The following is a 21,004-nucleotide window of genomic DNA, read 5'->3' on the forward strand; positions in this document are numbered from 1 at the left end:
GCCCCACACCCCCCCCCGGGGCCGGCGGGGGGGGCGCCCCCCCCCCCCCCCCCCCCCCCCCCCCGGCGGCGTCTTCGGGTACCGGGGGCTTCGGGAGCACGAAGAGACGCCGATGGGCCTGCGGCAACCGTTGTCGGTTCCGCAGGCCCATCGGCGTCTGTGTCTGTCTCCGTCAGGCCTCGTCACGGCGCAGCGAAGGCTTCAGTTCCTTCAGCCGGCCGAGCAGACCGTTGACGAAGGCCGGCGACTCGTCCGTGGAGAACTCCTTCGCCAGCTGCACCATCTCGTCGAGGACGACGGCGTCCGGGGTCGCGTCGACCCAGATCAGCTCGTACGCGCCGAGGCGCAGGATGTTGCGGTCGACGACCGGCATGCGGTCGAGCGTCCAGCCGACCGAGTACTGGGCGATGAGCTCGTCGATGCGCTTGGCGCGCTCGGCGTACCCCTCGACCAGCTCCATCGTGTACTCGCTCACCGGCGGCTGCCGGGTGTCGGACCGGGAGTGCCGGACCCAGTCGGCGAGGACCGTCAGGACGTCCGCGCCGCGCTGATCGCCCTCGAAGAGGATCTGGAAGGCGCGCTTGCGGGCCGTGTTGCGGGCAGCCACGGTTAGCTGTTCACCCGGCCGAGGTAGTCGCTCGTGCGGGTGTCGACCTTGATCTTCTCACCGGTGGTGATGAAGAGCGGGACCTGGATCTGGTGGCCGGTCTCCAGCGTGGCGGGCTTGGTGCCGCCGGTGGAGCGGTCGCCCTGGACGCCCGGCTCGGTCTCCTGGACGGTCAGCTCGACGGCGGCGGGCAGCTCGACGAAGAGCACCTCGCCCTCGTGCTGCGCGACGGTGGCGGTGAAGCCCTCCACCAGGAAGTTGGCGGCGTCGGCGACCGTCTTGCGGTCGACCATCAGCTGGTCGTAGGTCTCCATGTCCATGAAGACGAAGTAGTCGCCGTCCATGTACGAGAACTGCATGTCGCGCTTGTCGACAGTGGCCGTCTCGACCTTGACGCCGGCGTTGAAGGTCTTGTCGACGACCTTGCCGGAGAGCACGTTCTTGAGCTTGGTGCGCACGAAGGCGGGGCCCTTGCCGGGCTTGACGTGCTGGAACTCGACGACGGACCAGAGCTGGCCGCCTTCGAGCTTGAGCACCAGGCCGTTCTTGAGGTCGTTCGTGGAAGCCACGGTTGCGGAATCTCCTGGACTGACGTGGACGACCCGGGGCGTGCGCACAGCGCGAGGCTAGAGCGCGAGCAGCTCCTTGGTCGTGATGGTGAGTAGCTCGGGTCCGCCGTCCGCCTCGGGGCGCACGACGAGCGTGTCATCGATCCGGACACCGCCCCGGCCCGGGAGGTGGACCCCCGGTTCGACGGTGACCGGCACACAAGCGTCCAGTTTACCCATGGCCGCCGGACCCAACTGCGGGTCCTCGTCGATTTCGAGTCCTACACCGTGACCCGTGAGGGCCGGAAGGTTCTCCGCGTACCCGGCGGAGTCCAGTGCCTGGCGGGCCGCGCGGTCCACATCACGGCAGGCGGCGCCGGGTACGAGGGCCTCCCGGCCCGCCCGCTGCGCGGAGAAGACGAGGTCGTACAGCTCGATCTGCCAGTCCGCCGGCGAGGTGCCGATGACGAACGTACGGCCGATCTCGCAGCGGTAGCCGCGGTACATCGCGCCCAGGCACACGGAGAGGAAGTCGCCCTCCTCCACGCGCCGGTCGGTGGGCCGGTGCCCGCGGCGCCCGGAGTTGGGGCCGGTGCCGACGGAGGTCGGGAAGGCGGGACCGTCGGCGCCGTGGTCGACCAGGCGGCGTTCCAGTTCCAGGGCGAGGTGCCGCTCGGTGCGGCCGACGAGGATGGACTCCAGCAGCTCGCCGAGGGCCTGGTCGGCGATCTCGGCGCCGATCCGCAGGCAGGAGATCTCCTCTTCGTCCTTGACGACCCGGAGCTGCTCCACCGCTTGGCCGAGGTCTGTCAGGCGCAGCCCTGGGGCGACCGAGCGCATGGCCCGCTGCCGGGCGACGGTGAGGTGGTGGTCCTCGGTGGCGAGGGACTCGGCGCCCTGGGCCGCGGCGAGGCCGGTGGCGGCGACGGCGGGGTCACCGCCGGGGCCGGGCAGGGCACGCAGCGACAGAGCCTCGTCGGGCCTGCCCTCCGTGGGCCGCTCGTCCGGCGGGCCGGAGCACACCAGGAGATCCTCGGTCTTGCCCAGCAGCAGCACGGCGCCGTGCGGGGCGGCGCCCGCGAGATAGCGCACGTTGGCGGGCCGGGAGACGAGCGCCGCCGCGCTGCCGCCCGCGTTGCAGCGTTCTCGTAGGCGCGTCCGGCGGGCCGCGTACACCTCTGACATGACCCGAGCGTAAGAGCTCCGCTCGGGGGGCGCCGCTCGGGAGGGCCGAGTGGGCGGTGCGCCGGGCTCCGCCGGGAGCGCGGTTCGGGGTGGGGGTGGATGTCGTCCGCGGCTGACGGCCGGTGGGGGCTGGTCGCGCAGTTCCCCGCGCCCCTTCGGGGCCCTACCAGTTCGGGGGGCTGGCTATGGAGCGGGCGAGGACCTCGTCCAGGAGGCGGGCCGTCTCCGGGACGTCAAGCTGGGAGTTGTCGATGATCGGGAGGCCCGAGCCGTACCAGCCGGCCATGCGGCCGTGGATGCGGGCGACCTCCTCGTCGGTGAGCCGCCGGTTGCCGCTGCGCTCGGCGTTGCGCTCCAGGACGACGTCCAGTCCCGGCAGCAGGACGACGGGGAGCAGACCCGGCCCGACGTGCCGTTTCCAGCCGCCGAGCCCGACGACCGGACGGTCCGGGAAGACGGCGTCGTCGAGGATGCACGAGATGCCGTTGGCGAGGAAGTTGCGCGCGGAGAAGCCGCAGGTGCGGCGGGCGAGGCGGTACTGGGCCTCGGAGTTCTCGTTCCACCCGGACTGGGGGTCGGCGAAGCCCGAGCGGACCCACTCGCGCACGTCGTCGAGGCTGATGTGGGCGGTGGGGACCCTGCGGTGCTCCGCCCAGTACTTGGCGACGCTGGTCTTGCCCGCGCCCGCGGGGCCGATGAGGAGCACCGCGAGGGTGGTGGTCGCCGGGTCGGGTACGGCGGCCGTGGCGGGCGGCATGCTGGGCGCTGCGACGGGACCGCCGGGCGGCAGCGGGACGTGTCCGGTGGTGTCCGGCACGGGTGGTGGGGCCGGGGCCTGCTGCGGGGGCCCGGGGTGCGGGGCCTGCATGGGGTAGCCCGGCGCCACAGGCGGGGGCACGGGGGCGGAACCCTGGTGCGGGCCCGGGTGGTGTGCGGCCGGGGACCAGCCGACGGCCGGTCCGTGCCCCGGCTGAGGGGGCGGCGGCAGCGGAGAACCCACTGCGTGCTGCATCCGGTGCCACTCCGTCTCGTACAGGCGATGGGCGCTGACAGCGGGACGGGTACCCGCTGTTCCCCACAGCCTAAAGGGCGTGGGAGGGGCCCCGTCCGAACGGTACCGTCCCCGGCCGTCCTTTGGTGAACGGCCGGGGGTGGTCCGAAGTGCCCGCCCCGCAAGGCGAATCGGACGGAAGGTGCGGCGGGGGACTTACTCGCCCACCTCGCCGTAGGCGGCGAGGAGGACGGCCGGGTCGGGTCCCTCCAGGACGGTGGGCTTGGCCAGGCCGTCGAGGACGATGAAGCGCAGCAGGTCGCCGCGGGACTTCTTGTCGACCTTCATGTTCTCCACCAGCTTCGGCCACTGGTCGTAGCGGTAGTGGAGCGGCAGGCCGACCGCTTCGAGGATGCTGCGGTGGCGGTCGGCGGTGGCGTCGTCCAGCCGGCCCGCGAGGCGGCCCAGTTCGGCGGCGAAGTGCATGCCGACGGAGACGGCGGCGCCGTGGCGCCACTTGTAGCGCTCGTTCTTCTCGATGGCGTGGCCGAGGGTGTGACCGTAGTTCAGGATCTCCCGCAGGCCCGCCTCCTTCAGGTCGGAGGAGACGACCTCGGCCTTGACCTTGATGGAGCGCACGATCAGTTCGGCGGTGTGCGGTCCGGCCGGGGTGCGCGCGGCCTGGGGGTCGGACTCGATCAGGTCGAGGATCGCGGGGTCGGCGATGAAGCCGGCCTTGATGACCTCGGCGAGGCCCGAGACGTAGTCGTTGACCGGGAGGGAGTCCAGCGCGGCGAGGTCGCACAGGACGCCGGCCGGCGGGTGGAAGGCGCCGACGAGGTTCTTGCCCTCGGCGGTGTTGATGCCGGTCTTGCCGCCGACGGCCGCGTCCACCATGGCCAGCACGGTGGTCGGGACGGCGATCCAGCGCACGCCGCGCAGCCAGGTCGCGGCCACGAAGCCGGCGAGGTCGGTGCTGGCGCCGCCGCCGACGCCGACGATGACGTCGGTGCGGGTGAAGCCGGACTGGCCCAGCGCCTTCCAGCAGTAGGCGGCGACCTCGGCGGTCTTGGCCTCCTCGGCGTTGGGCACCTGGATGGCGATCGCGTCGTAGCCCTGCTCGGCGAGGTCGGCGCGCAGCGCGTCGCCGGTCTCGGCGAGAGCCTCGGGGTGGATCACGGCGACCCGCTTGGCCTTCGGGCCGATCAGGCCGGCGAGTTCGCCCAGGAGCTGACGGCCCACCAGGACCTCGTAGGGCTCGGATCCCGCGGTGCCGCCGACCTGGATCCGGGTGACTGCCTCGCTCATGCTTCCTTCAACTCCAGTGCGTCCAGGGCCGCTTGCGTGACTTCTTCGGGGGTACGCCCGTCGGTGGCGACGACGACCGTGGCGACCTCCTCGTAGAGGTGGCGGCGGGCCTCCATCAGCTCGCGCCACTGCTTGCGCGGGTTGACCGCCAGCAGCGGGCGCGCGGCGTTCAGGCCGGTGCGCTTGACCGCCTCCTCGACGTCCATCGACAGATAGACGACGCGCCGGCCGGCGAGCAGGCCGCGGGTGTCCTCGTCGAGGATCGCGCCGCCGCCGAGGGCGAGGACGCCGTCGTGCTCGGCGAGGGCCGTGCGCACGGCCTGCTTCTCCAGGGCGCGGAAGGCCGGCTCGCCCTCGTCCACGAAGATCTCGGCGATGGTCCGTCCCTGCGCGGAGACGATGTCCTCGTCGGTGTCCCGGTACGCGGTGCCGAGGCGCCCGGCGAGCAGCTGTCCGACGGTGGACTTGCCCACGCCCATCGGTCCGACCAGGACGATCAGCGGGGTGTTCATCGGATCGCCAGGTTGTCGAGGTACGAGGTGACGTTGCGGCGGGTCTCGGTGACGCTGTCGCCGCCGAACTTCTCCGCCACGGCGTCCGCGAGGACCAGGGCGACCATCGCCTCGGCGACGATGCCGGCCGCCGGGACCGCCGAGACGTCGGAGCGCTGGTGGTGAGCCTGCGCGGCCTCGCCGGTGGTCACGTCCACGGTCTTCAGGGCACGCGGCACGGTCGCGATCGGCTTCATCGCGGCGCGGACCCGCAGCAGCTCACCGGTGGACAGGCCGCCTTCGGTGCCGCCGGCGCGTCCGGAGACGCGGCGGATGCCCTCGGGCGTGCTGACGATCTCGTCGTGCGCCTTGGAGCCGGGCACCCGGGCCAGCTCGAAACCGTCGCCGATCTCGACGCCCTTGATCGCCTGGATGCCCATCAGGGCGCCGGCCAGCCGGGCGTCCAGCTTGCGGTCCCAGTGCACGTGCGAACCCAGACCGACCGGGACGCCGTACGCCAGCACCTCGACCACACCGCCGAGCGTGTCACCGTCCTTGTGGGCCTGGTCGACCTCCGCGACCATCGCCTTGGAGGTGTCCGCATCCAGGCAGCGCAGCGGGTCGGCGTCCAGCCTCTCGACGTCCGCCGGGGTGGGGTGCACGCCCTGCGGAGCCTTCACGGAGCACAGCTCGACGACGTGGCTGACGATCTCGATGCCGGCCGTCTCCTTCAGGTACGACCGGGCCACGGCGCCCAGGGCCACCCGGGCGGCCGTCTCGCGCGCCGAGGCGCGCTCCAGGATCGGGCGGGCCTCGTCGAAGCCGTACTTCTGCATGCCCGCGAGATCCGCGTGGCCGGGACGGGGCCGGGTCAGCGGGGCGTTGCGGGCCAGTCCCGCGAGCACCTCCGGGTCGACCGGGTCGGCCGCCATGACCTGCTCCCACTTGGGCCACTCGGTGTTGCCCACCATGATCGCGACCGGGGAGCCCATGGTGAGGCCGTGCCGGACACCGCCGAGGAAGGTGACCTCGTCACGCTCGAACTTCATGCGCGCACCGCGACCGTAGCCGAGCCGCCGCCTCGCCAGATGGTCCGCCACCATGTCCGTGGTGATCGGCACGCCGGCGGGCAGACCCTCCAGCGTCGCGACGAGTGCGGGACCGTGGGACTCCCCCGCGGTCAGCCAGCGCAACCTGCTCAACGGTGCTCCTCAGTGCTCGCGCCCCGGTATGCCCTGCGTACGCGTCTTCTCTGCGTACGGCGACGGCGTGTCCGGGTGCGCGGGCCCCGGTCCGCCACCTCCGATCCTCCCACGTCCGGCCGCCCGGCCCGCCCGCCGGTCCATCTGACGGACGGGCGGTCTCAGGCGGGGCCGTTGCTCTGACCCTGCCGGGGAGCGTAGGAACCGAGGAAATCGGCGCCGGTCGGCTGCGGACGGGGTGATGCCTGGGGCGGCGCGTAGGGGCCCAGGTGGTCGGCGCCGCGGCCCTGGCTGTACCGCGTCGCCGCCTGGACCGGCGCACCGCTTCGCGCCGCGCGCCGGCGGGCGATCCTGCGCTGCGCCTTGACCACCCAGGACGCCACGACGGCCAGTACGACCAGGGCGAGCACCGTGATCTGCACCCAGTCGGGCAGGAAGCCCAGCACGGCCTCGAATATCTGGCTCTTGGCGGATGCCAGAGGCATGCCTGTGGACATGGATCGCTTCCCCCTCCCGGTTCCGCCCCCTGCGGAACCGGACGGATCCTAGCGTTCCGCGAGGGCGTGCTCGCCTGCTTTTCGCATGGCTGCCAGCGGGGCCGGGGCGCGGCCCGTCATCTGCTCGACCTGAAGCACCGCCTGGTGCAACAGCAGGTCGAGGCCGCTGACCACGGCACCGCCGTACGCCGACCAGCGGGCCGCGAGCGCGGTCGGCCAGGGGTCGTACAGCACGTCGAAGAGGGTTCCGGGCATCTCGGGCACCGCGGCGGCCAGCGCGTCGGTGGTGCCGGCGGGTGTGGTGGCGACGACCAGCGGGGCGTGCAGCGCCTGCTCGGCGTGCGCCCAGTCGGCGATGCGCACGTCGACGTCGAGCCGCTCGGCCCAGCCCCGCATCTCGGCGGCGCGTGCCTCACTGCGTACGTACACGGTGACCTCGCCGGTGCAGACCCGGGCCAGCGCGGCCAGCGCGGAGGAGGCGGTGGCCCCGGCGCCGAGGACCGCGGCGGCGTCGACCCTCTCGATGCCGTGCTCGCGCAGGGCGGCGACCATGCCGGGGATGTCGGTGTTGTCGCCGGTCCTGCGGCCGTCCTCGGTGAAGACGACGGTGTTCACCGCGTCCACCGAGGCCGCCGTCTCGCTGATCCCGTCGAGCAGCGGGATCACCGCCCGCTTGAGCGGCATGGTCAGCGACAGCCCCGCCCATTCTCTGCCCAGCTTGTCGAAGAAGCCCGGCAGCGCCTCCTCGTCGACGTCGAACCGGTCGTACGTCCAGCCCTCCAGCCCCAGCTCGGCGTAGGCGGTGCGGTGCAGCACCGGGGAGAGGGAGTGGGCGATCGGGGAGCCGAGTACGGCCGCCCGTCGCGCCCCGGCCCTAACTGGCATTGAACTTGTCCTTCAGCCTCAGGAACTCGTCGTGCGTCTTCGCGAACTCGGTCTTGTTCCTGCCGTCGGTGGCCACGAAGTAGATCCAGCCGTCGTCCGTGGGATCCATCGACGCCTCGAGCGCCTCGACGCCGGGGTTGCCGATGGGGCCGGGCGGCAGGCCCGTGTTGGTGTACGTGTTGTACGGGTCCTTGTCGTTGTTGATCTCGGACTCGCCGATGTGGATGTTGCTCTGGCCCTTCGCGTAGTTGAAGGTCGAGTCGAACTGGAGCAACCGGTTGGTCTCGGTGTTGTCGGGCTTGAGCCGGTTGTAGACGACCTCGGACATCTTGCGGAAGTCCTCGTGGGTCTTGCCCTCGGCCTGCACGAGGCTCGCGACGGTGAGCAGTTGCCAGGGACCGTCCAGACCGAGACTCTCCGCCTTCGACGCCAGGCCGAGCGCCGTGTACCGCTCATTGGCCCGCGCCACCATCTGCCTGAGCACGTCCTCGGGCTTCTGGCCCTTGGTCGCGGGATAGCTGGACGGGAAGAGGAACCCTTCCAGCGGGTCCTTGACGTCCCCGTGGTTCATCGCCCAGGCGGGCAGACCGAGGTTCTTCCACTGGCTCTTGGCGACGCCGGCGGTGGTGCCCTTCTTGAGCCCGAGCTGCTCGTCGATCTTCTTGTAGACCTGTACGTTCCGCCAGCCCTCGGAGATGATCAGGTTGCTGCGGCTCTTGGGGTCGAGCAGCATCTGGACCGCGCTCGCGGCCGACATCTCCTTCTGCAGCGTGTACACGCCGTCCTGGATGCTCTTGCCGTTGGGATTGCTCTGCTGGGCGCTGATGAAGGCGTCGACGCTCTTCACCACTCCCTGGCGCTTGAGCTCCTGGCCGATCGTCGCGCCGCCCGCGCCCTCGGGGATGGTGACGGTCACCTTCTCGCCGTTGCCGTTGCCCGCGTAGTCCGGGGCCGCGCCGAAACGGTCCTGGTAGAACTGCAGGCCGAAGTAGCCGACGCCCGCCACACCGCCGCCGAGCACCAGGCAGACCACGAGACAGGCGAGGCCGCTGCGGCCCTTCTTCTGCTTGCCGCCCCGGCCCCTGCGCTCGCCACGACCGCCGGTGCCGCCGTCGTCCCCGGCGTCCCCGCCCGCGAAGAAGGCGTGCTCACCCTCGTCGGGACCGGGGTCCCAGTCGGTGCCCTGCGGTTCGGGTTCGGCGCGCCGTCGGCCGGGCGGCTCCGGCGGCGGGTACGCGTCCGGGGTGCCGTAGAAGTCGGGCTGCTCGGCGCCGTAGGCGGCGCTCTGCGGGCCATAGGGGTCCGACGGGTCGCCCGGGTGCTGCGCGTGGGGATGCGCGCCGGTCCCCCAGCCGCCGTCGTCGTAGCCCTGGTCCTGCTGCGGCTGCGCCTGGGCCGCGTACTGCTGGTCGTACTGCTGCTGGCCGTACTGGTCGTACTGCGGCTCGGGGATCGGCTGACCGTACTGGTCGTACTGCTGCTGCCCGTACGCGCCCTGGCCGCCGTCGCCCCAGTCGCCGTACTGCGGCTGCTGCTGTTGCTGCGGCTGCTGCGGATAGTGCTGCGGCTGGCCGCCGTAGGGGGACTGCTGACCCGCCTGGGCCTGCTGTCCGCCCCATCCGCCGTCCCCGTACAACGGGTCCTCCGGATGCCACGGTTCGGAGCCTGGGCCCCGGCCATACTCAGTCATCGATCCCCTAGAGCCGCGAGGCGGCGGTCCGCGCGACCTGATGTGGGGGGCCGGCTTCCGTTCCGCCTCTTGCTGTGCGGGGGCTGTTCGAATGCCGCCGCATCGCGCGGAACGTTACCGTATCGCGATCAGATGACCACTTCGACGCCCTCGCCGGGTGCTTTGCCTGACACCCGTTCGGATTCCAGCGCCTGCTGAAGGATGATCACAGCGGCGGCCTGGTCGATGACCGATCTGCCCTTCTTGGACTTCACGCCCGAGGCGCGCAGCCCCTGGCTCGCCGTCACCGTCGTCATCCGCTCGTCGACCAGCCGTACGGGGACGGGAGCGATGCCCTTGGCCAGCTCCTGGGCGAAGCCCCTGACCTTGGCCGCGGCCGGACCCTCGCCCCCCTTGAGGGAGCGAGGGAGACCGACGACGACCTCGACGGGCTCGTACTCCTCGACCAGTTGGCGCAGGCGGCGGTGCGCCGCCGGGACGTCCCGCCCGGGGACGGTCTCCACCGGGGTGGCGAGGATCCCGTCGGGGTCGCACGAGGCGACCCCGATCCGGGCGTCCCCGACGTCGATCGCGAGCCGGCGGCCTCTGCGCATCGCCCGTCCTACTTCGCGGTCTCGGCGACGAGGCGCTCGACGGCGTCGACGGCGTCACCGATGGCGGCGGCGTTCTGACCTCCGCCCTGGGCGACGTCCGGCTTGCCGCCACCGCCGCCGCCGAGGGTCTTGGCGGCGGTGCGCACCAGGTCACCGGCCTTGAGGCCGCGCTCGCGGGCGGCCTCGTTGGTGGCGATGACCGTGAGCGGCTTGCCGCCCGCCGTCGTGAAGAGGGCCACCACGGCGGCCCGGCCGCCCTGGATGCGGCCGCGCACGTCGAGGACCAGCTTGCGCAGGTCGTCGGCCGTGGTGCCGTCCGGGACCTGACCGGTGACCAGGGCGACGCCACGCACGTCCTTGGCGGAGTCGGCGAGCGAGCCGGCGGCCTGGAGGACCTTCTCGGCGCGGAACTTCTCGATCTCCTTCTCGGCGTCCTTCAGCTTGCCGAGCATGGCGGAGACCTTCTCCGGGAGTTCCTCCGGGCGGCCCTTGATCAGCTCCTGGAGCTGGGCGACGACCGTGTGCTCACGGGCGAGGAAGTTGTAGGCGTCCACGCCGACCAGGGCCTCGATGCGGCGCACCCCGGAGCCGATGGACGACTCGCCGAGCAGCTTGACCAGGCCGAGCTGGGCGGTGTTGTGCACATGGGTGCCGCCGCACAGCTCCTTGGAGAAGTCGCCGATGGTCACGACGCGGACGCGCTCGCCGTACTTCTCGCCGAACTCGGCGATGGCGCCCTGCTTCTTGGCCTCGTCGATGCCCATGACGTCGGCGCGGACGTCGAGGTCGCGGGCGAGCACCTCGTTGATCTTCTGCTCGACGTCGGTCATCACGGCCGTCGGCACGGCGGACGGCGAACCGAAGTCGAAGCGGAAGCGGCCGGGCTGGTTCTCGGAACCGGCCTGGGCGGCCGTCGGGCCGAGGGCGTCGCGCAGGGCCTGGTGGGTGAGGTGGGTGGCCGAGTGGGCGCGGGCGATGGCCTTGCGCCGCCGGTCGTCGATGGAGGCGTGGGCCTTGGCGCCGACGGTGATCTCGCCGACCTGGACGACGCCCTTGTGGACGTAGACGCCCGGGACCGGCTTCTGGCAGTCGCGGACCTCGATGACGGCACCGGAGTCGGCCTTGATCCGGCCGGTGTCGCCGATCTGGCCGCCGCCCTCGGCGTAGAAGGGGGTGCGGTCGAGGACGATCTCGACCTCGTCGCCCTCGGTGGCGGCCGGGGAGGAGATGCCGTCGACGAGGATGCCGACGATGGTGGACTCGCCCTCGGTGTCGGTGTAACCGATGAAGTCGGTGGCACCGGCACGGTCCGCGATCTCACGGTAGGCACCGAGGTCGGCGTGGCCCGTCTTCTTCGACTGGGCGTCGGCCTTGGCGCGCTCCCGCTGCTCCTTCATCAGGCGCCGGAAGCCGTCCTCGTCCACGGACAGCCCCTGCTCGGCGGCCATCTCCAGGGTGAGGTCGATCGGGAAGCCCCAGGTGTCGTGGAGCAGGAAGGCCTTGTCGCCGGCCAGGACGGTGCCGCCGGCGGCCTTGGTGTCGCTCACGGCGGTGTCGAGGATGTTGGTGCCGGCCTTCAGGGTCTTGAGGAAGGCGTTCTCCTCGGCGAGGGCGACCTTCTCGATCCGCTCGCGGTCGGTGATCAGCTCGGGGTACTGCTGCCCCATCATGCCGATCACGACGTCGATCAGGTCCTTGACGACCGGACCGGTGGCGCCGAGCAGGCGCATGTTGCGGATGGCGCGGCGCATGATGCGGCGCAGGACGTAACCGCGGCCCTCGTTGCCGGGGGTGACGCCGTCGCCGATGAGCATCACGGCGGTGCGGATGTGGTCGGTGACCACGCGCAGGGAGACGTCCGAGTCGTGGGCGTCGCCGTAGGCCACGCCGGTGAGCTCGGTGGCCTTGTCGATGACGGCCATCGAGGTGTCGATCTCGTACATGTTCTGCACGCCCTGCAGAATCATGGCGAGGCGCTCCAGGCCGAGCCCGGTGTCGATGTTCTTGCTCGGCAGGTCCCCGAGGATCTCGAAGTCCTCCTTGCCGATGCCCTCGCCCCGCTCGTACTGCATGAAGACGAGGTTCCAGATCTCCACGTACCGCTCGTCGTTGACGGCGGGGCCGCCCTCGACGCCGAACTCGGGGCCGCGGTCGTAGTTGATCTCGGAGCACGGGCCACAGGGGCCGGGCACGCCCATGGACCAGAAGTTGTCCTTCTTGCCCAGGCGCTGGATGCGCTCGGCGGGGACGCCGACGACCTCGCGCCAGAGCTGCTCGGCCTCGTCGTCGTCCTGGTAGACGGTGATCCACAGGCGCTCGGGGTCGAGGCCGTAACCGCCCTTGTCCTGGGGGCTGGTGAGCAGCTCCCAGGCGAGCTTGATGGCGCCTTCCTTGAAGTAGTCGCCGAAGGAGAAGTTGCCGCACATCTGGAAGAACGTGCCGTGCCGGGTGGTCTTGCCGACCTCTTCGATGTCCGGCGTGCGCACACACTTCTGGACGCTGGTGGCGCGGGCGTAGGGCGGCTTGACCTCGCCGAGGAAGTACGGCTTGAAGGGCACCATGCCGGCGTTGACCAACAGCAGAGTCGGGTCGTCCGCGATGAGCGACGCCGAAGGGACGACGGTGTGCCCGCGGTCCTCGAAGAAGCTCAACCAGCGGCGGCGGATCTCGGCCGACTCCATCAGTGGTCCTCATTCCGGTTGTACGAGTACGTCGTCCTGTCGACGTACCTCAGGTCGTTGCTGTTCTCGATGGCGTTGTACCGCCTGGCAGCGGGCAGTTCGCGGTCGACGGGGGCGTTCAGCCCGAGCGCGTCGTCCAGTTCGGCTTCCCGCTGGGCCATGTTGTCGCGGACGTCGAGGGCGAAGCCCACCGCGCGGTCCTTGATCCGGGTGCCCGCGTCGATCGCCTTGTTCGCCGCGGTCGCGGCGAGGCTCTCGGGGGTGAGCTGCTTGAGCTTCCGGTTGACCTTGGTGGTGGCCCACACACCGGCGGCGACACCGGTGCCGAACCAGAACGTACGGCGGAACATCGCTGGATCAGTCCTTCTTCCGCTTCGTCCGCCGCGCGGCCGGGATCGTACGGCCGACGATCACGGTGCGCCGCGGCTCCTTGGCCGGGCCCGCGGGCACGTCCTCCTTGCGAGCGCCGAGTGCCCTGCGCACGCCGTATCCGAACGCCGCGACCTTGACCAGCGGGCCGCCGAAGGTGGAGGCCACGGTGGTCGACAGCGCCGAGGCGTTCGACGTGACCTCCTGGACGTCGGAGGCGATCGCGTCGACCCGGTCGATCTGGGTCTGCGCGGAGCGCACCGCCGAGGAGGCGTCGGCCAGCAGCGGGACGGCCTGGTCGGTCACGTCCGCCACGAGCTTGGTGGTCGCCCTGAGCGTCTGGGCCAGCCTCGCCAGTGCGACGGCGAGGAAGGAGACCAGGATCGCCCAGAAGACGGCCACCAGGATCCCGGCCACCTCACCACCGGACACTGTGCACCCGCTCCCTGAAACGTGCCTGAACATCGAGAACATCGAGAAAGTCGTGCACCGAGCCTATCGCGCCGGGCGCGGGGCTCCGTACCGGATTGCCGTCCGCGGGCGGCGAAGTCGGGCGAAGCGATTGTACGGAGTGAATACGGGCCAGTACGCTCCGTGTTCCATGCGAGATCAACGGCGCGACGGCAGCTCACCGCACGGCAACCTTCCGCTGGAGCTCGACGTCTTCGTGGGGCGCGCGGCGGAACTCGCGGGGCTGGCCCGGGCCCTTGACGCCGCCCGGCTGGTGACGGTGACCGGGGCGGGCGGGGTCGGCAAGTCCCGCCTGGCGGCGCGGGCCGCGTCCCGGTGCGCGCCCCGGGACGGTGTCTGGCGGGTGGACCTGGCGCCGGTGCGCGATCCGGAGTTCGTCGACTACGCGGTCGTGGAGGCGCTCGGACTGACCGACCACACGACGCGCCTGCCCCGCGAGACGCTGCTCGCGCATCTCGCCGAGCGGGAGTTGCTGCTGGTCCTGGACGGGGTCGAGCACCTGGTGGACGCCTGCGGCGCGCTGGCGACCGCCCTGTTGGGCCGCGCGCCGGGGCTGCGGATGCTGGCGGTGGGGCGCAGGCCGCTGGGCGTGGCCGGGGAGCGGCTGGTTCCGCTGGCGCCGCTGAGCGCGGAGGAGGCGGTGGAGCTGCTGACGGTCCGGGCGGCGCAGCGCGATCTCGCGTGCGCGGACGCCCTGGACACCGAGACCGAGGGAGTGCTGCGGGAGCTGTGCCGGCGGCTGGACGGGATCCCGCTGGCGATCGAGCTGGCCGCCGGGCGGCTGGACGCGCTGTCGCCGGAGCAGGTGCTGCGGCGGCTGGACGACCGTTTCCGCTTGCTGACCGGCGGGGACCCCACCGCGCTGCCCCGGCACCGGACGCTGCGCACCGCGATCGGCTGGAGCCATGAGCTGTGCACGCCCGAGGAGCGGCTGCTGTGGGCCCGGCTGTCGGTGTTCACGGGGTCGTTCGATCTGGATGCCGCCGAGTACGTGTGCAGCGGCGACGGTCTGCCCGCCGACGAGGTGCTCGACGTGGTCTGCGCGCTGCTGGCGCAGTCGGTGCTGACGCGCGAGGAGACGCCGGCCGGGGTCCGGTACCGGATGCTCGACACGGTGCGGGCGTACGGCGCCGACTGGCTGGAGGCGACGGGCGACGCGGCGCGGCTGAGGCGTCGCCACCGGGACTGGTACGTGGGGCTGGCGACCTGGTGCGAGCTGGACTGGTTCTCGCCGCGCCAGCGTGAGGTGGCCGCCCGGGTGGAGGCGGAGCTGCCGAATCTGCGCGGCGCCCTGGAGTACTGCCTGGCCGAGCCGGACGAGGCGCACCTGGGCCAGTACCTGGCGGGTGCCCTGTGGTTCCACTGGGTCGGCTGCGGCCGGCTGTCGGAGGGGCGGCGCTGGCTGGAGCAGGCGGTGCGGCTGGACGTGGAGGGGCCGGCCGGCGAGCAGTCCCGGCTGAAGGCGCTGTGGGTGCTCGGCTATGTGGCGATCCTTCAGGGCGACACCGTTCCCGCGCTGGCGGCGCTCCACGAGTGCCGGGAGGAGGCCGAGCGGGCGGAGAACCCGACGGCGGTGGCGTACGCGGAGCACCGCACCGGCTGTCTGGCGCTGATCACGGACGACATGCCGCGCGCGGAGACGCTGCTGCGGTCGGCGCTGCGCCGTTACCGGCAGATCGGCGAGCTCAACACCAATGTGCTGATGGGCCAGGTGGAGCTGGCGATGACGCGGGCGTTCCAGGGCGATCTGCCGGACGCGGTGCGCTTGTGCGAGGACGTGCGCCAGGTGTGCGAGGACCACGGCGAGCGCTGGGCCCGGGGGTACGCGCTGTACGTGCTGGCGTACGCGGCCTGGAGCGAGGGCGACACGGTGCGCGCCCGTGAGCTGCTGGCCGACTGTCTGGCCGGCGCCCACCGCTTCCGGGACCAGCTGGGTTCGGTGCTGGCGGTGGAGCTGCTGGCCCTGGTTACGGTGGCGGAGGGCGATCCGGCGGAGGCCGCGGTGCTGCAGGGGGCGGCGGGGCGGATGTGGCCGTCGGTGGGGCTGCGGCTGTTCGGTTCGGCGCACTACAACGCACCGCACGAGCTGTGCGAGGCGACGGCCCGGAAGCAGCTGGGCGACGAGCGGTACGAGGAGCACGTGCGGCACGGGGCGCGGCTCGGCCGTGCGGAGGCGGTGACGCGGGCGCTGCGGCGGCCGGGGGCGGCGACGCTGCCGGCGCCGCGCGGGGCAGCCCGGCCGACGGCGGGCGCGCACAGCGCGAAGCCCGCCGCCTCGCCCACCCGGAGGGGCGGGGAGACGGCGGGCTGAGGTACCGCGGTGGTACTGACGTCCGGCTGGATCAGCGGGCGTAGTACTCGACGACGAGCTGCTCGTCGCAGATCACCGGGATCTCCTTGCGGTTCGGCTCGCGGTCCAGGCGGAACGCCAGGGCCTTGAGGTTCACCTGGAGGTAGCGCGGGGTCTCACCCTCGGGGGCGAAGCCACCCTCACGGGCGATCGTGAAGAGGGTCTTCTCCTTGGAGCGCTCGCGCACCTGCACGACGTCGTCCGGACGGACACGGAAGGACGGCTTGTCGACCTTCTGGCCGTTGACCTGGATGTGGCCGTGGACGACCATCTGGCGGGCCTGGTAGATCGTGCGGGCGATGCCCGAACGCAGGACCAGCGCGTCGAGACGGCGCTCGAGCTCGATGACCAGGGCCTCGCCGGTCTTCATGTTGGTCTTGGAGGCACGCTCGTAGGCGCGGACGAGCTGGCGCTCGCTGAGGTCGTACTGCGCGCGCAGACGCTGCTTCTCGAGCAGACGGACCTTGTAGTCCGAGTTCTGCTTGCGGCCGCGGCCGTGCTCACCCGGCGGGTAGGGGCGGGCCTCGAAGTACTTGACGGCCTTCGGCGTCAGCGCGATGCCGAGGGCACGCGACTTCTTGACCTTGGGGCGGGACTGGTTCGCCACTGTGTCTCTTTCCTAGTTTCCGGCTTGTCAGGGTTGAGGGAGGTCGCATCCGCAGCCGGGGAAACCCGTCGGGTCCGCGTGGACCTGCCGGGCAGCCGCTCCCCTGGTCTGGGCACATACGTGCAGCACGCGAGTGGCCCACCGACCGCTCCCGGAGGTCCGGGTGGTGGTGGGCTGCCCGCGACACCGATCGACGGTGCGCGACGCTCCTGGAACCCGCTGGGGGTTCCGGCTGGTTGTCCCGTTCTGACTGCACGGGACTCAGCGCTTCGGGCGATTCTACAGGCTGCTCAGGACCGCTTGCGACCGAGGTGCTCCCGGGTCCACTCCACCGCGTCCGCGTATCTGGCCTCGGCACCGTGCCGGGTCGGGGCGTAGTACGTCCGGTCCTTCAGCTCGTCCGGGGCGTACTGCTGGGCCGCGATGCCCTCGGGCAGATCGTGCGGGTACACGTAGCCCTGCCCGTGTCCGAGCTTGCCCGCGCCCTTGTAGTGGCTGTCGCGCAGATGCGCCGGGACCGGTCCGGCGTGCCCCTTGCGTACGTCGTCCAGGGCGGCGCCGATGGCGGTGGTGGCGGCGTTGGACTTGGGGGCGAGGGCCAGGGCGATGGTGGCATGGCTGAGGGTGAGGGCGGCCTCGGGGAAGCCGATCATGGCGACGGCCTGGGCGGCGGCGACGGCGATCGGCAGCGCGTTCGGGTCGGCGAGGCCGATGTCCTCGCTGGCGGAGATCATCAGGCGGCGGGCGATGAAGCGGGGGTCCTCGCCGGCCTCGATCATCCGGGCCAGGTAGTGCAGGGCGGCGTCCACGTCGGAGCCGCGGATGGACTTGATCAGGGCGCTGGCGACGTCGTAGTGCTGGTCGCCGTCGCGGTCGTACTTCACCGCGGCCCGGTCGACGGTCTCCTCCAGCGTGGCCAGGGTGACCTCGGCCTCGCCCTTGTCGAGCGCGGCGCCGGCGGCGGCCTCCAGGGCGGTCAGCGCGCGGCGGGCGTCGCCGCCGGCGATGCGCAGCAGGTGGTTCTCGGTGTCCTCGGGGAGCGTGACGGCCTCCTTGAGGCCGCGTTCGTCGGTCAGGGCGCGGCGGAGCAGGCCCCGGACGTCGTCGTCGGTGAGGGGTTCGAGGGTGAGCAGGAGGGAGCGGGAGAGCAGCGGGGAGATCACCGAGAAGTACGGGTTCTCCGTGGTGGCGGCGATCAGGGTGACCCAGCGGTTCTCGACGGCCGGGAGCAGGGAGTCCTGCTGGGCCTTGCTGAAGCGGTGGATCTCGTCGAGGAAGAGGACGGTCTCCTTGCCGTATCCCCCGACGGCGCGGCGGGCGCCGTCGATGACCGCGCGGACCTCCTTGACGCCGGCGGTGATCGCCGACAGCTCCACGAACCGCTTGTTGGTGGCCTTGGAGACGACGTACGCCAGGGTCGTCTTGCCGGTGCCCGGCGGGCCCCACAGGATCACGGAGGAGGGTCCGGCGGGACCGGAGGCGCCCTCGCCGACCAGTCTGCGCAGCGGTGAGCCGGGCTTGAGGAGATGCTGCTGACCGACGACCTCGTCGAGGGTGCGCGGGCGCATCCGCACGGCGAGGGGGCTGCCGGTCGGGTCCTTCTCCTGGCGTTCTTCTGCTGCGGCGGTGAACAGGTCGGGCTCCACGCAAGAACCCTAAAGGACCGCACTGACAACGCGGTGCGCTGTCAGCTGGTCCAGAAGTCCCACCAGCGGGTCAGGATCATCATGCCGATGATGCCGATGTGCAGCACCGGCAGGACCCAGGTGAACTCGCCGAAGAAGCCGCGCAGCCAGTTCGGCGCGGGCAGGAAGCCCTTGCGGACGTTGAAGGACGTCACGTACCAGAACATCAGGATGGTGGCGACCCAGGCCAGGCAGCACCACAGGCACAGCGCGTTGATCCGGTACAGGGACTGGAACTGCAGCCACGTGACGAATCCGACGCCGAACAGGCAGCCGGCGTTGAAGGTGAGCCAGTACCAGCGCGGGAAGCGGGCCCGGGCGAGCAGGCTCACGCCGACGCAGACGACGATGCCGTAGGTCACCAGGCCGAGCATCGGGTTCGGGAAGCCGAAGACGGCGGCCTGGTCGCTCTCCATGACGCTGCCGCAGGAGACGACCGGGTTCAGGCTGCATCCGGGAGTGAACGTCGTGCCCGCGACCTTGGCCTCGAGCAGCTTGAACTTGTCGAGCGTGATGACCCACGCGGAGAGCACGCCGGCGGCGCCCGTGATCACCAGCAGCAGGGCGAGGGCGCGGCCGGCGCCCTGGGCGCGCGGTGTTCCGGTGGGTTCCGGCGCGGTCTCTGCCACGGTGGAGACGTCCTTCACTGTCGTCTTGCTCATCACGCCGAATCCGTCGCTCGAGTCGGGCCTGCTTCGGGCAGGGCCATTGTGCCGCATGGGCCTGTGCGCGCACCGTTCGCTGAACATAAGAACGCACCGGTGACGGCCCGTGGGCGTGGTGTTCCGGCCGATGTCCGTTCGCCGGGGGCACACGCGTACGAACGCGTGCACCCCTTCGGCGTAACAGGCCCTAGCCGAGCCGCGACTCCAGCTCCGCGACGATCTCGTTGACGCCGATCGCGCTCTGCTCGCCGGACTCCATGTCCTTGAGCTGGACGACGCCTTCGGCGAGGTCGCGCTCGCCGAGGACCAGGGCGTAGCGCGCGCCCGAGCGGTTGGCCGCCTTCATCGCGGCCTTCAGGCCCTTGCCGCCGTAGGAGAAGTCGGCGGCGACGCCGTTCTTGCGCAGCTCGGTGACCTTGGCGAACAGGATCCGGCGGGCCTCCTCGCCGAGTGGGACGGCGAAGACGGAGGTGGCGGACGGGATGTCCAGTTCGATGCCCTCCGCCTCCAGGGCGAGGACGGTGCGGTCGACGCCGAGGGCCCAGCCCACGGAGGGCAGGGCCGGGCCGCCGATCATCTCGGACAGACCGTCGTAGCGGCCGCCGCCGCCCACCGCGGACTGGGAGCCGAGGCCGTCGTGGACGAACTCGAAGGTGGTGCGCGTGTAGTAGTCCAGGCCGCGCACCAGCTTCGGGTCGTCCTCGAAGACGACGCCCGCCGCCGTGATCAGATCGCGGACCTCCTCGTGGTACGCCTTGCAGGCGTCGCACAGGTAGTCGCGCAGCAACGGGGCGCCGGTGAGCTGCTTCTGCACGTCCGGGCGCTTGTCGTCCAGGACGCGCAGCGGGTTGATCTCGGCGCGGCGCAGCGTCTCCTCGTCCAGGTCCAGGCCGCGCAGGAAGTCCTGGAGCGCGGCCCGGTAGACGGGGCGGCACTCCTTGTCGCCCAGGGAGTTGAGCAGGATGCGGAAGTCCCGCAGGCCCAGCGAGCGGTACGACTGGTCGGCCAGGATGATCAGTTCGGCGTCCAGCGCCGGGTCCTCGGCCCCGATCGCCTCGGCGCCGACCTGGGAGAAGTGGCGGTAACGGCCCTTCTGCGGGCGCTCGTAGCGGTACTGGGAGCCCGAGTACCAGACCTTCACCGGCAGGTTGCCCGCCTTGTGCAGGTTGGCCTCGAGGACGGCGCGCAGCACGGGCGCGGTGGTCTCCGGGCGCAGGGCGAGCCGGTCGCCGCCCTTGGTCTCGAAGACGTACATCTCCTTGGTCACGATGTCGGTGGACTCGCCGACACCGCGCGCGAACAGCTCGACGTTCTCGAAGCCCGGCGTCTCGATGTAGCCGTAGCCGGAGTTGCGCAGCGGGGCGGCGATCGCCTCGCGGACGGCCAGGTACTTGGCGGAGTCCGGCGGCAGCAGGTCGTACGTGCCCTTGGGGGCCTTGAAGGTGCTCACGGAAGGTCTCTCGTCACATTCCTCGTCGGGGAGCCTCGGGGGCGCCCTGGCCGGCCGCCACCTGCCGCAGATACGGGTTGGTGGCGCGTTCCTGGCCGATGGTCGTCTGGGGGCCGTGGCCGGACAGCACCACGGTCGGGTCGTCGAGCGGCAGGACCACGCGGGCGAGGGACGCCAGCATGTCGTCCATGGAGCCGCCCGGCATGTCCGTGCGTCCGATGGAGCCGGCGAACAGCAGGTCGCCCGAGAACAGGATCGGCGGGATGTCCGCCGCCTCGGGCAGGCCGAAGGTCACCGACCCCTTGGTATGGCCCGGCGCGTGCGCGACCGTCAGCTCCATGCCCGCCAGCTCCAGCTTCGCGCCGTCGGTCAGCTCCCTGACGTGGTCCGGCTCCCCCACGGTGAGCTCGCCCATGAGCGGCATGCCGATGGTCCGGCCGATCCCCTTCTCGGGGTCGCTCATCATGTAGCGGTCGTCGGGGTGGATCCAGGCGGGCACGTCGTGCGCGCCGCACACGGGGACGACCGAGGCCACGTGGTCGATGTGGCCGTGGGTGAGGACGACGGCGACGGGCTTGAGCCGATGCTTGGCGAGTGCCTCCTCGACGCCCTGCGCGGCCTGGTGGCCGGGGTCGATGATCACGCACTCCTCACCCGCGGCGGGGGCGACGAGGTAACAGTTCGTCCCCCAGGCCCCGGCGGGGAACCCGGCAATGAGCACGATCGTCC

General features: G+C 71.6%; 20 protein-coding genes. 1 reads left to right on the plus strand and 19 read right to left on the minus strand.

The genetic code is table 11. The features are described from left to right. Nucleotides 1-172 precede the first annotated feature (172 nt). From nusB to ACIRG6_RS30545, 14 genes are all read right to left on the minus strand, one after another. Nucleotides 173-607, minus strand: coding sequence for a transcription antitermination factor NusB (gene nusB / locus ACIRG6_RS30480; RefSeq protein WP_189230641.1), 435 nt, complete (start codon nucleotides 605-607; stop codon nucleotides 173-175). 2 nt (nucleotides 608-609) lie between these two features. Beyond that, nucleotides 610-1,176, minus strand: coding sequence for an elongation factor P (gene efp / locus ACIRG6_RS30485; protein WP_077797769.1), 567 nt, complete (start codon nucleotides 1,174-1,176; stop codon nucleotides 610-612). A 57-nt stretch (nucleotides 1,177-1,233) separates the two neighbouring features. After that, on the minus strand, nucleotides 1,234-2,340 hold the full coding sequence (locus ACIRG6_RS30490) for an aminopeptidase P family protein (protein WP_318217747.1): 1,107 nt from the start codon (nucleotides 2,338-2,340) through the stop codon (nucleotides 1,234-1,236). Between the two features lie 163 nt (nucleotides 2,341-2,503). Then, nucleotides 2,504-3,352, minus strand: a complete 849-nt coding sequence (locus ACIRG6_RS30495) for a Pro-rich N-terminal domain-containing protein (protein ID WP_318217748.1) — start codon at nucleotides 3,350-3,352, stop codon at nucleotides 2,504-2,506. Nucleotides 3,353-3,547: 195 nt separating this feature from the next. Then, nucleotides 3,548-4,639: a 3-dehydroquinate synthase gene (gene aroB, locus ACIRG6_RS30500; RefSeq protein WP_350725537.1), complete on the minus strand. Its 1,092-nt coding sequence runs from the start codon at nucleotides 4,637-4,639 to the stop codon at nucleotides 3,548-3,550. Continuing rightward, on the minus strand, nucleotides 4,636-5,151 hold the full coding sequence (locus tag ACIRG6_RS30505; protein ID WP_403325079.1) for a shikimate kinase: 516 nt from the start codon (nucleotides 5,149-5,151) through the stop codon (nucleotides 4,636-4,638). Before ACIRG6_RS30505 ends, aroB begins: the two co-directional genes overlap by 4 nt. Beyond that, a complete protein-coding gene (aroC, locus tag ACIRG6_RS30510) occupies nucleotides 5,148-6,332 on the minus strand; it encodes a chorismate synthase (RefSeq protein WP_350725541.1) in 1,185 nt (394 codons plus the stop codon). The genes ACIRG6_RS30505 and aroC overlap by 4 nt, the downstream gene beginning before the upstream one ends. A gap of 161 nt (nucleotides 6,333-6,493) precedes the next feature. Continuing rightward, a complete protein-coding gene (locus tag ACIRG6_RS30515) occupies nucleotides 6,494-6,829 on the minus strand; it encodes a hypothetical protein (protein WP_403325080.1) in 336 nt (111 codons plus the stop codon). Nucleotides 6,830-6,877: 48 nt separating this feature from the next. After that, on the minus strand, nucleotides 6,878-7,714 hold the full coding sequence (locus ACIRG6_RS30520) for a shikimate dehydrogenase (RefSeq protein WP_403325081.1): 837 nt from the start codon (nucleotides 7,712-7,714) through the stop codon (nucleotides 6,878-6,880). Further along, entirely contained in the window at nucleotides 7,704-9,404 is a 1,701-nt protein-coding gene (gene mltG, locus ACIRG6_RS30525) for an endolytic transglycosylase MltG (RefSeq protein WP_403325082.1), read from the minus strand. The genes ACIRG6_RS30520 and mltG overlap by 11 nt, the downstream gene beginning before the upstream one ends. 128 nt (nucleotides 9,405-9,532) lie before the next feature. After that, nucleotides 9,533-9,997 carry a Holliday junction resolvase RuvX gene (gene ruvX, locus ACIRG6_RS30530; protein ID WP_189230631.1) on the minus strand — a complete coding sequence of 155 codons (465 nt, stop codon included), beginning with the start codon at nucleotides 9,995-9,997 and terminating at the stop codon, nucleotides 9,533-9,535. Between the two features lie 8 nt (nucleotides 9,998-10,005). After that, complete coding sequence (gene alaS, locus ACIRG6_RS30535; RefSeq protein ID WP_364680905.1) at nucleotides 10,006-12,678, minus strand: alanine--tRNA ligase; 2,673 nt, start codon at nucleotides 12,676-12,678, stop codon at nucleotides 10,006-10,008. Then, a complete protein-coding gene (locus ACIRG6_RS30540) occupies nucleotides 12,678-13,028 on the minus strand; it encodes a hypothetical protein (RefSeq protein ID WP_239770090.1) in 351 nt (116 codons plus the stop codon). Before ACIRG6_RS30540 ends, alaS begins: the two co-directional genes overlap by 1 nt. A gap of 7 nt (nucleotides 13,029-13,035) precedes the next feature. Next, complete coding sequence (locus ACIRG6_RS30545; RefSeq protein ID WP_403325083.1) at nucleotides 13,036-13,479, minus strand: DUF948 domain-containing protein; 444 nt, start codon at nucleotides 13,477-13,479, stop codon at nucleotides 13,036-13,038. A gap of 169 nt (nucleotides 13,480-13,648) precedes the next feature. Here ACIRG6_RS30545 and ACIRG6_RS30550 point away from each other — a divergent pair, with 169 nt between their 5' ends. After that, entirely contained in the window at nucleotides 13,649-15,829 is a 2,181-nt protein-coding gene (locus ACIRG6_RS30550) for an ATP-binding protein (protein ID WP_403325084.1), read from the plus strand. Nucleotides 15,830-15,860: 31 nt separating this feature from the next. On the opposite strand, the gene rpsD is transcribed toward ACIRG6_RS30550, so the two are convergent. From rpsD to ACIRG6_RS30575, 5 genes are all read right to left on the minus strand, one after another. Next, nucleotides 15,861-16,475 carry a 30S ribosomal protein S4 gene (gene rpsD / locus ACIRG6_RS30555; RefSeq protein WP_030973190.1) on the minus strand — a complete coding sequence of 205 codons (615 nt, stop codon included), beginning with the start codon at nucleotides 16,473-16,475 and terminating at the stop codon, nucleotides 15,861-15,863. Nucleotides 16,476-16,765: 290 nt separating this feature from the next. Beyond that, a complete protein-coding gene (locus tag ACIRG6_RS30560) occupies nucleotides 16,766-18,121 on the minus strand; it encodes a replication-associated recombination protein A (RefSeq protein ID WP_189230627.1) in 1,356 nt (451 codons plus the stop codon). A 41-nt stretch (nucleotides 18,122-18,162) separates the two neighbouring features. Then, nucleotides 18,163-18,822, minus strand: a complete 660-nt coding sequence (locus tag ACIRG6_RS30565) for a vitamin K epoxide reductase family protein (RefSeq protein ID WP_318217759.1) — start codon at nucleotides 18,820-18,822, stop codon at nucleotides 18,163-18,165. A 190-nt stretch (nucleotides 18,823-19,012) separates the two neighbouring features. Continuing rightward, nucleotides 19,013-20,275, minus strand: coding sequence for a histidine--tRNA ligase (gene hisS, locus ACIRG6_RS30570; RefSeq protein ID WP_318217760.1), 1,263 nt, complete (start codon nucleotides 20,273-20,275; stop codon nucleotides 19,013-19,015). 13 nt (nucleotides 20,276-20,288) lie between these two features. Next, entirely contained in the window at nucleotides 20,289-20,996 is a 708-nt protein-coding gene (locus ACIRG6_RS30575) for an MBL fold metallo-hydrolase (protein WP_225635341.1), read from the minus strand. Between the last annotated feature and the right edge of the window lie 8 nt (nucleotides 20,997-21,004).

The organism is Streptomyces flaveolus, from assembly GCF_044765825.1.
Classification (GTDB): Bacteria; Actinomycetota; Actinomycetes; order Streptomycetales; family Streptomycetaceae; genus Streptomyces; species Streptomyces flaveolus.

Coding starts and splice junctions, on each gene's coding strand:
- ruvX (WP_189230631.1), bottom strand. CDS start 9,997: ATGCGCAGAGGCCGCCGGCTCGCGATCGACGTCGGGGACGCCCGGATC.
- mltG (WP_403325082.1), bottom strand. CDS start 9,404: ATGACTGAGTATGGCCGGGGCCCAGGCTCCGAACCGTGGCATCCGGAG.
- ACIRG6_RS30495 (WP_318217748.1), bottom strand. CDS start 3,352: ATGCAGCACGCAGTGGGTTCTCCGCTGCCGCCGCCCCCTCAGCCGGGG.
- ACIRG6_RS30540 (WP_239770090.1), bottom strand. CDS start 13,028: ATGTTCCGCCGTACGTTCTGGTTCGGCACCGGTGTCGCCGCCGGTGTG.
- ACIRG6_RS30565 (WP_318217759.1), bottom strand. CDS start 18,822: ATGAGCAAGACGACAGTGAAGGACGTCTCCACCGTGGCAGAGACCGCG.
- ACIRG6_RS30490 (WP_318217747.1), bottom strand. CDS start 2,340: ATGTCAGAGGTGTACGCGGCCCGCCGGACGCGCCTACGAGAACGCTGC.
- aroB (WP_350725537.1), bottom strand. CDS start 4,639: ATGAGCGAGGCAGTCACCCGGATCCAGGTCGGCGGCACCGCGGGATCC.
- ACIRG6_RS30550 (WP_403325084.1), top strand. CDS start 13,649: ATGCGAGATCAACGGCGCGACGGCAGCTCACCGCACGGCAACCTTCCG.
- ACIRG6_RS30505 (WP_403325079.1), bottom strand. CDS start 5,151: ATGAACACCCCGCTGATCGTCCTGGTCGGACCGATGGGCGTGGGCAAG.
- alaS (WP_364680905.1), bottom strand. CDS start 12,678: ATGGAGTCGGCCGAGATCCGCCGCCGCTGGTTGAGCTTCTTCGAGGAC.
- ACIRG6_RS30520 (WP_403325081.1), bottom strand. CDS start 7,714: ATGCCAGTTAGGGCCGGGGCGCGACGGGCGGCCGTACTCGGCTCCCCG.
- ACIRG6_RS30515 (WP_403325080.1), bottom strand. CDS start 6,829: ATGTCCACAGGCATGCCTCTGGCATCCGCCAAGAGCCAGATATTCGAG.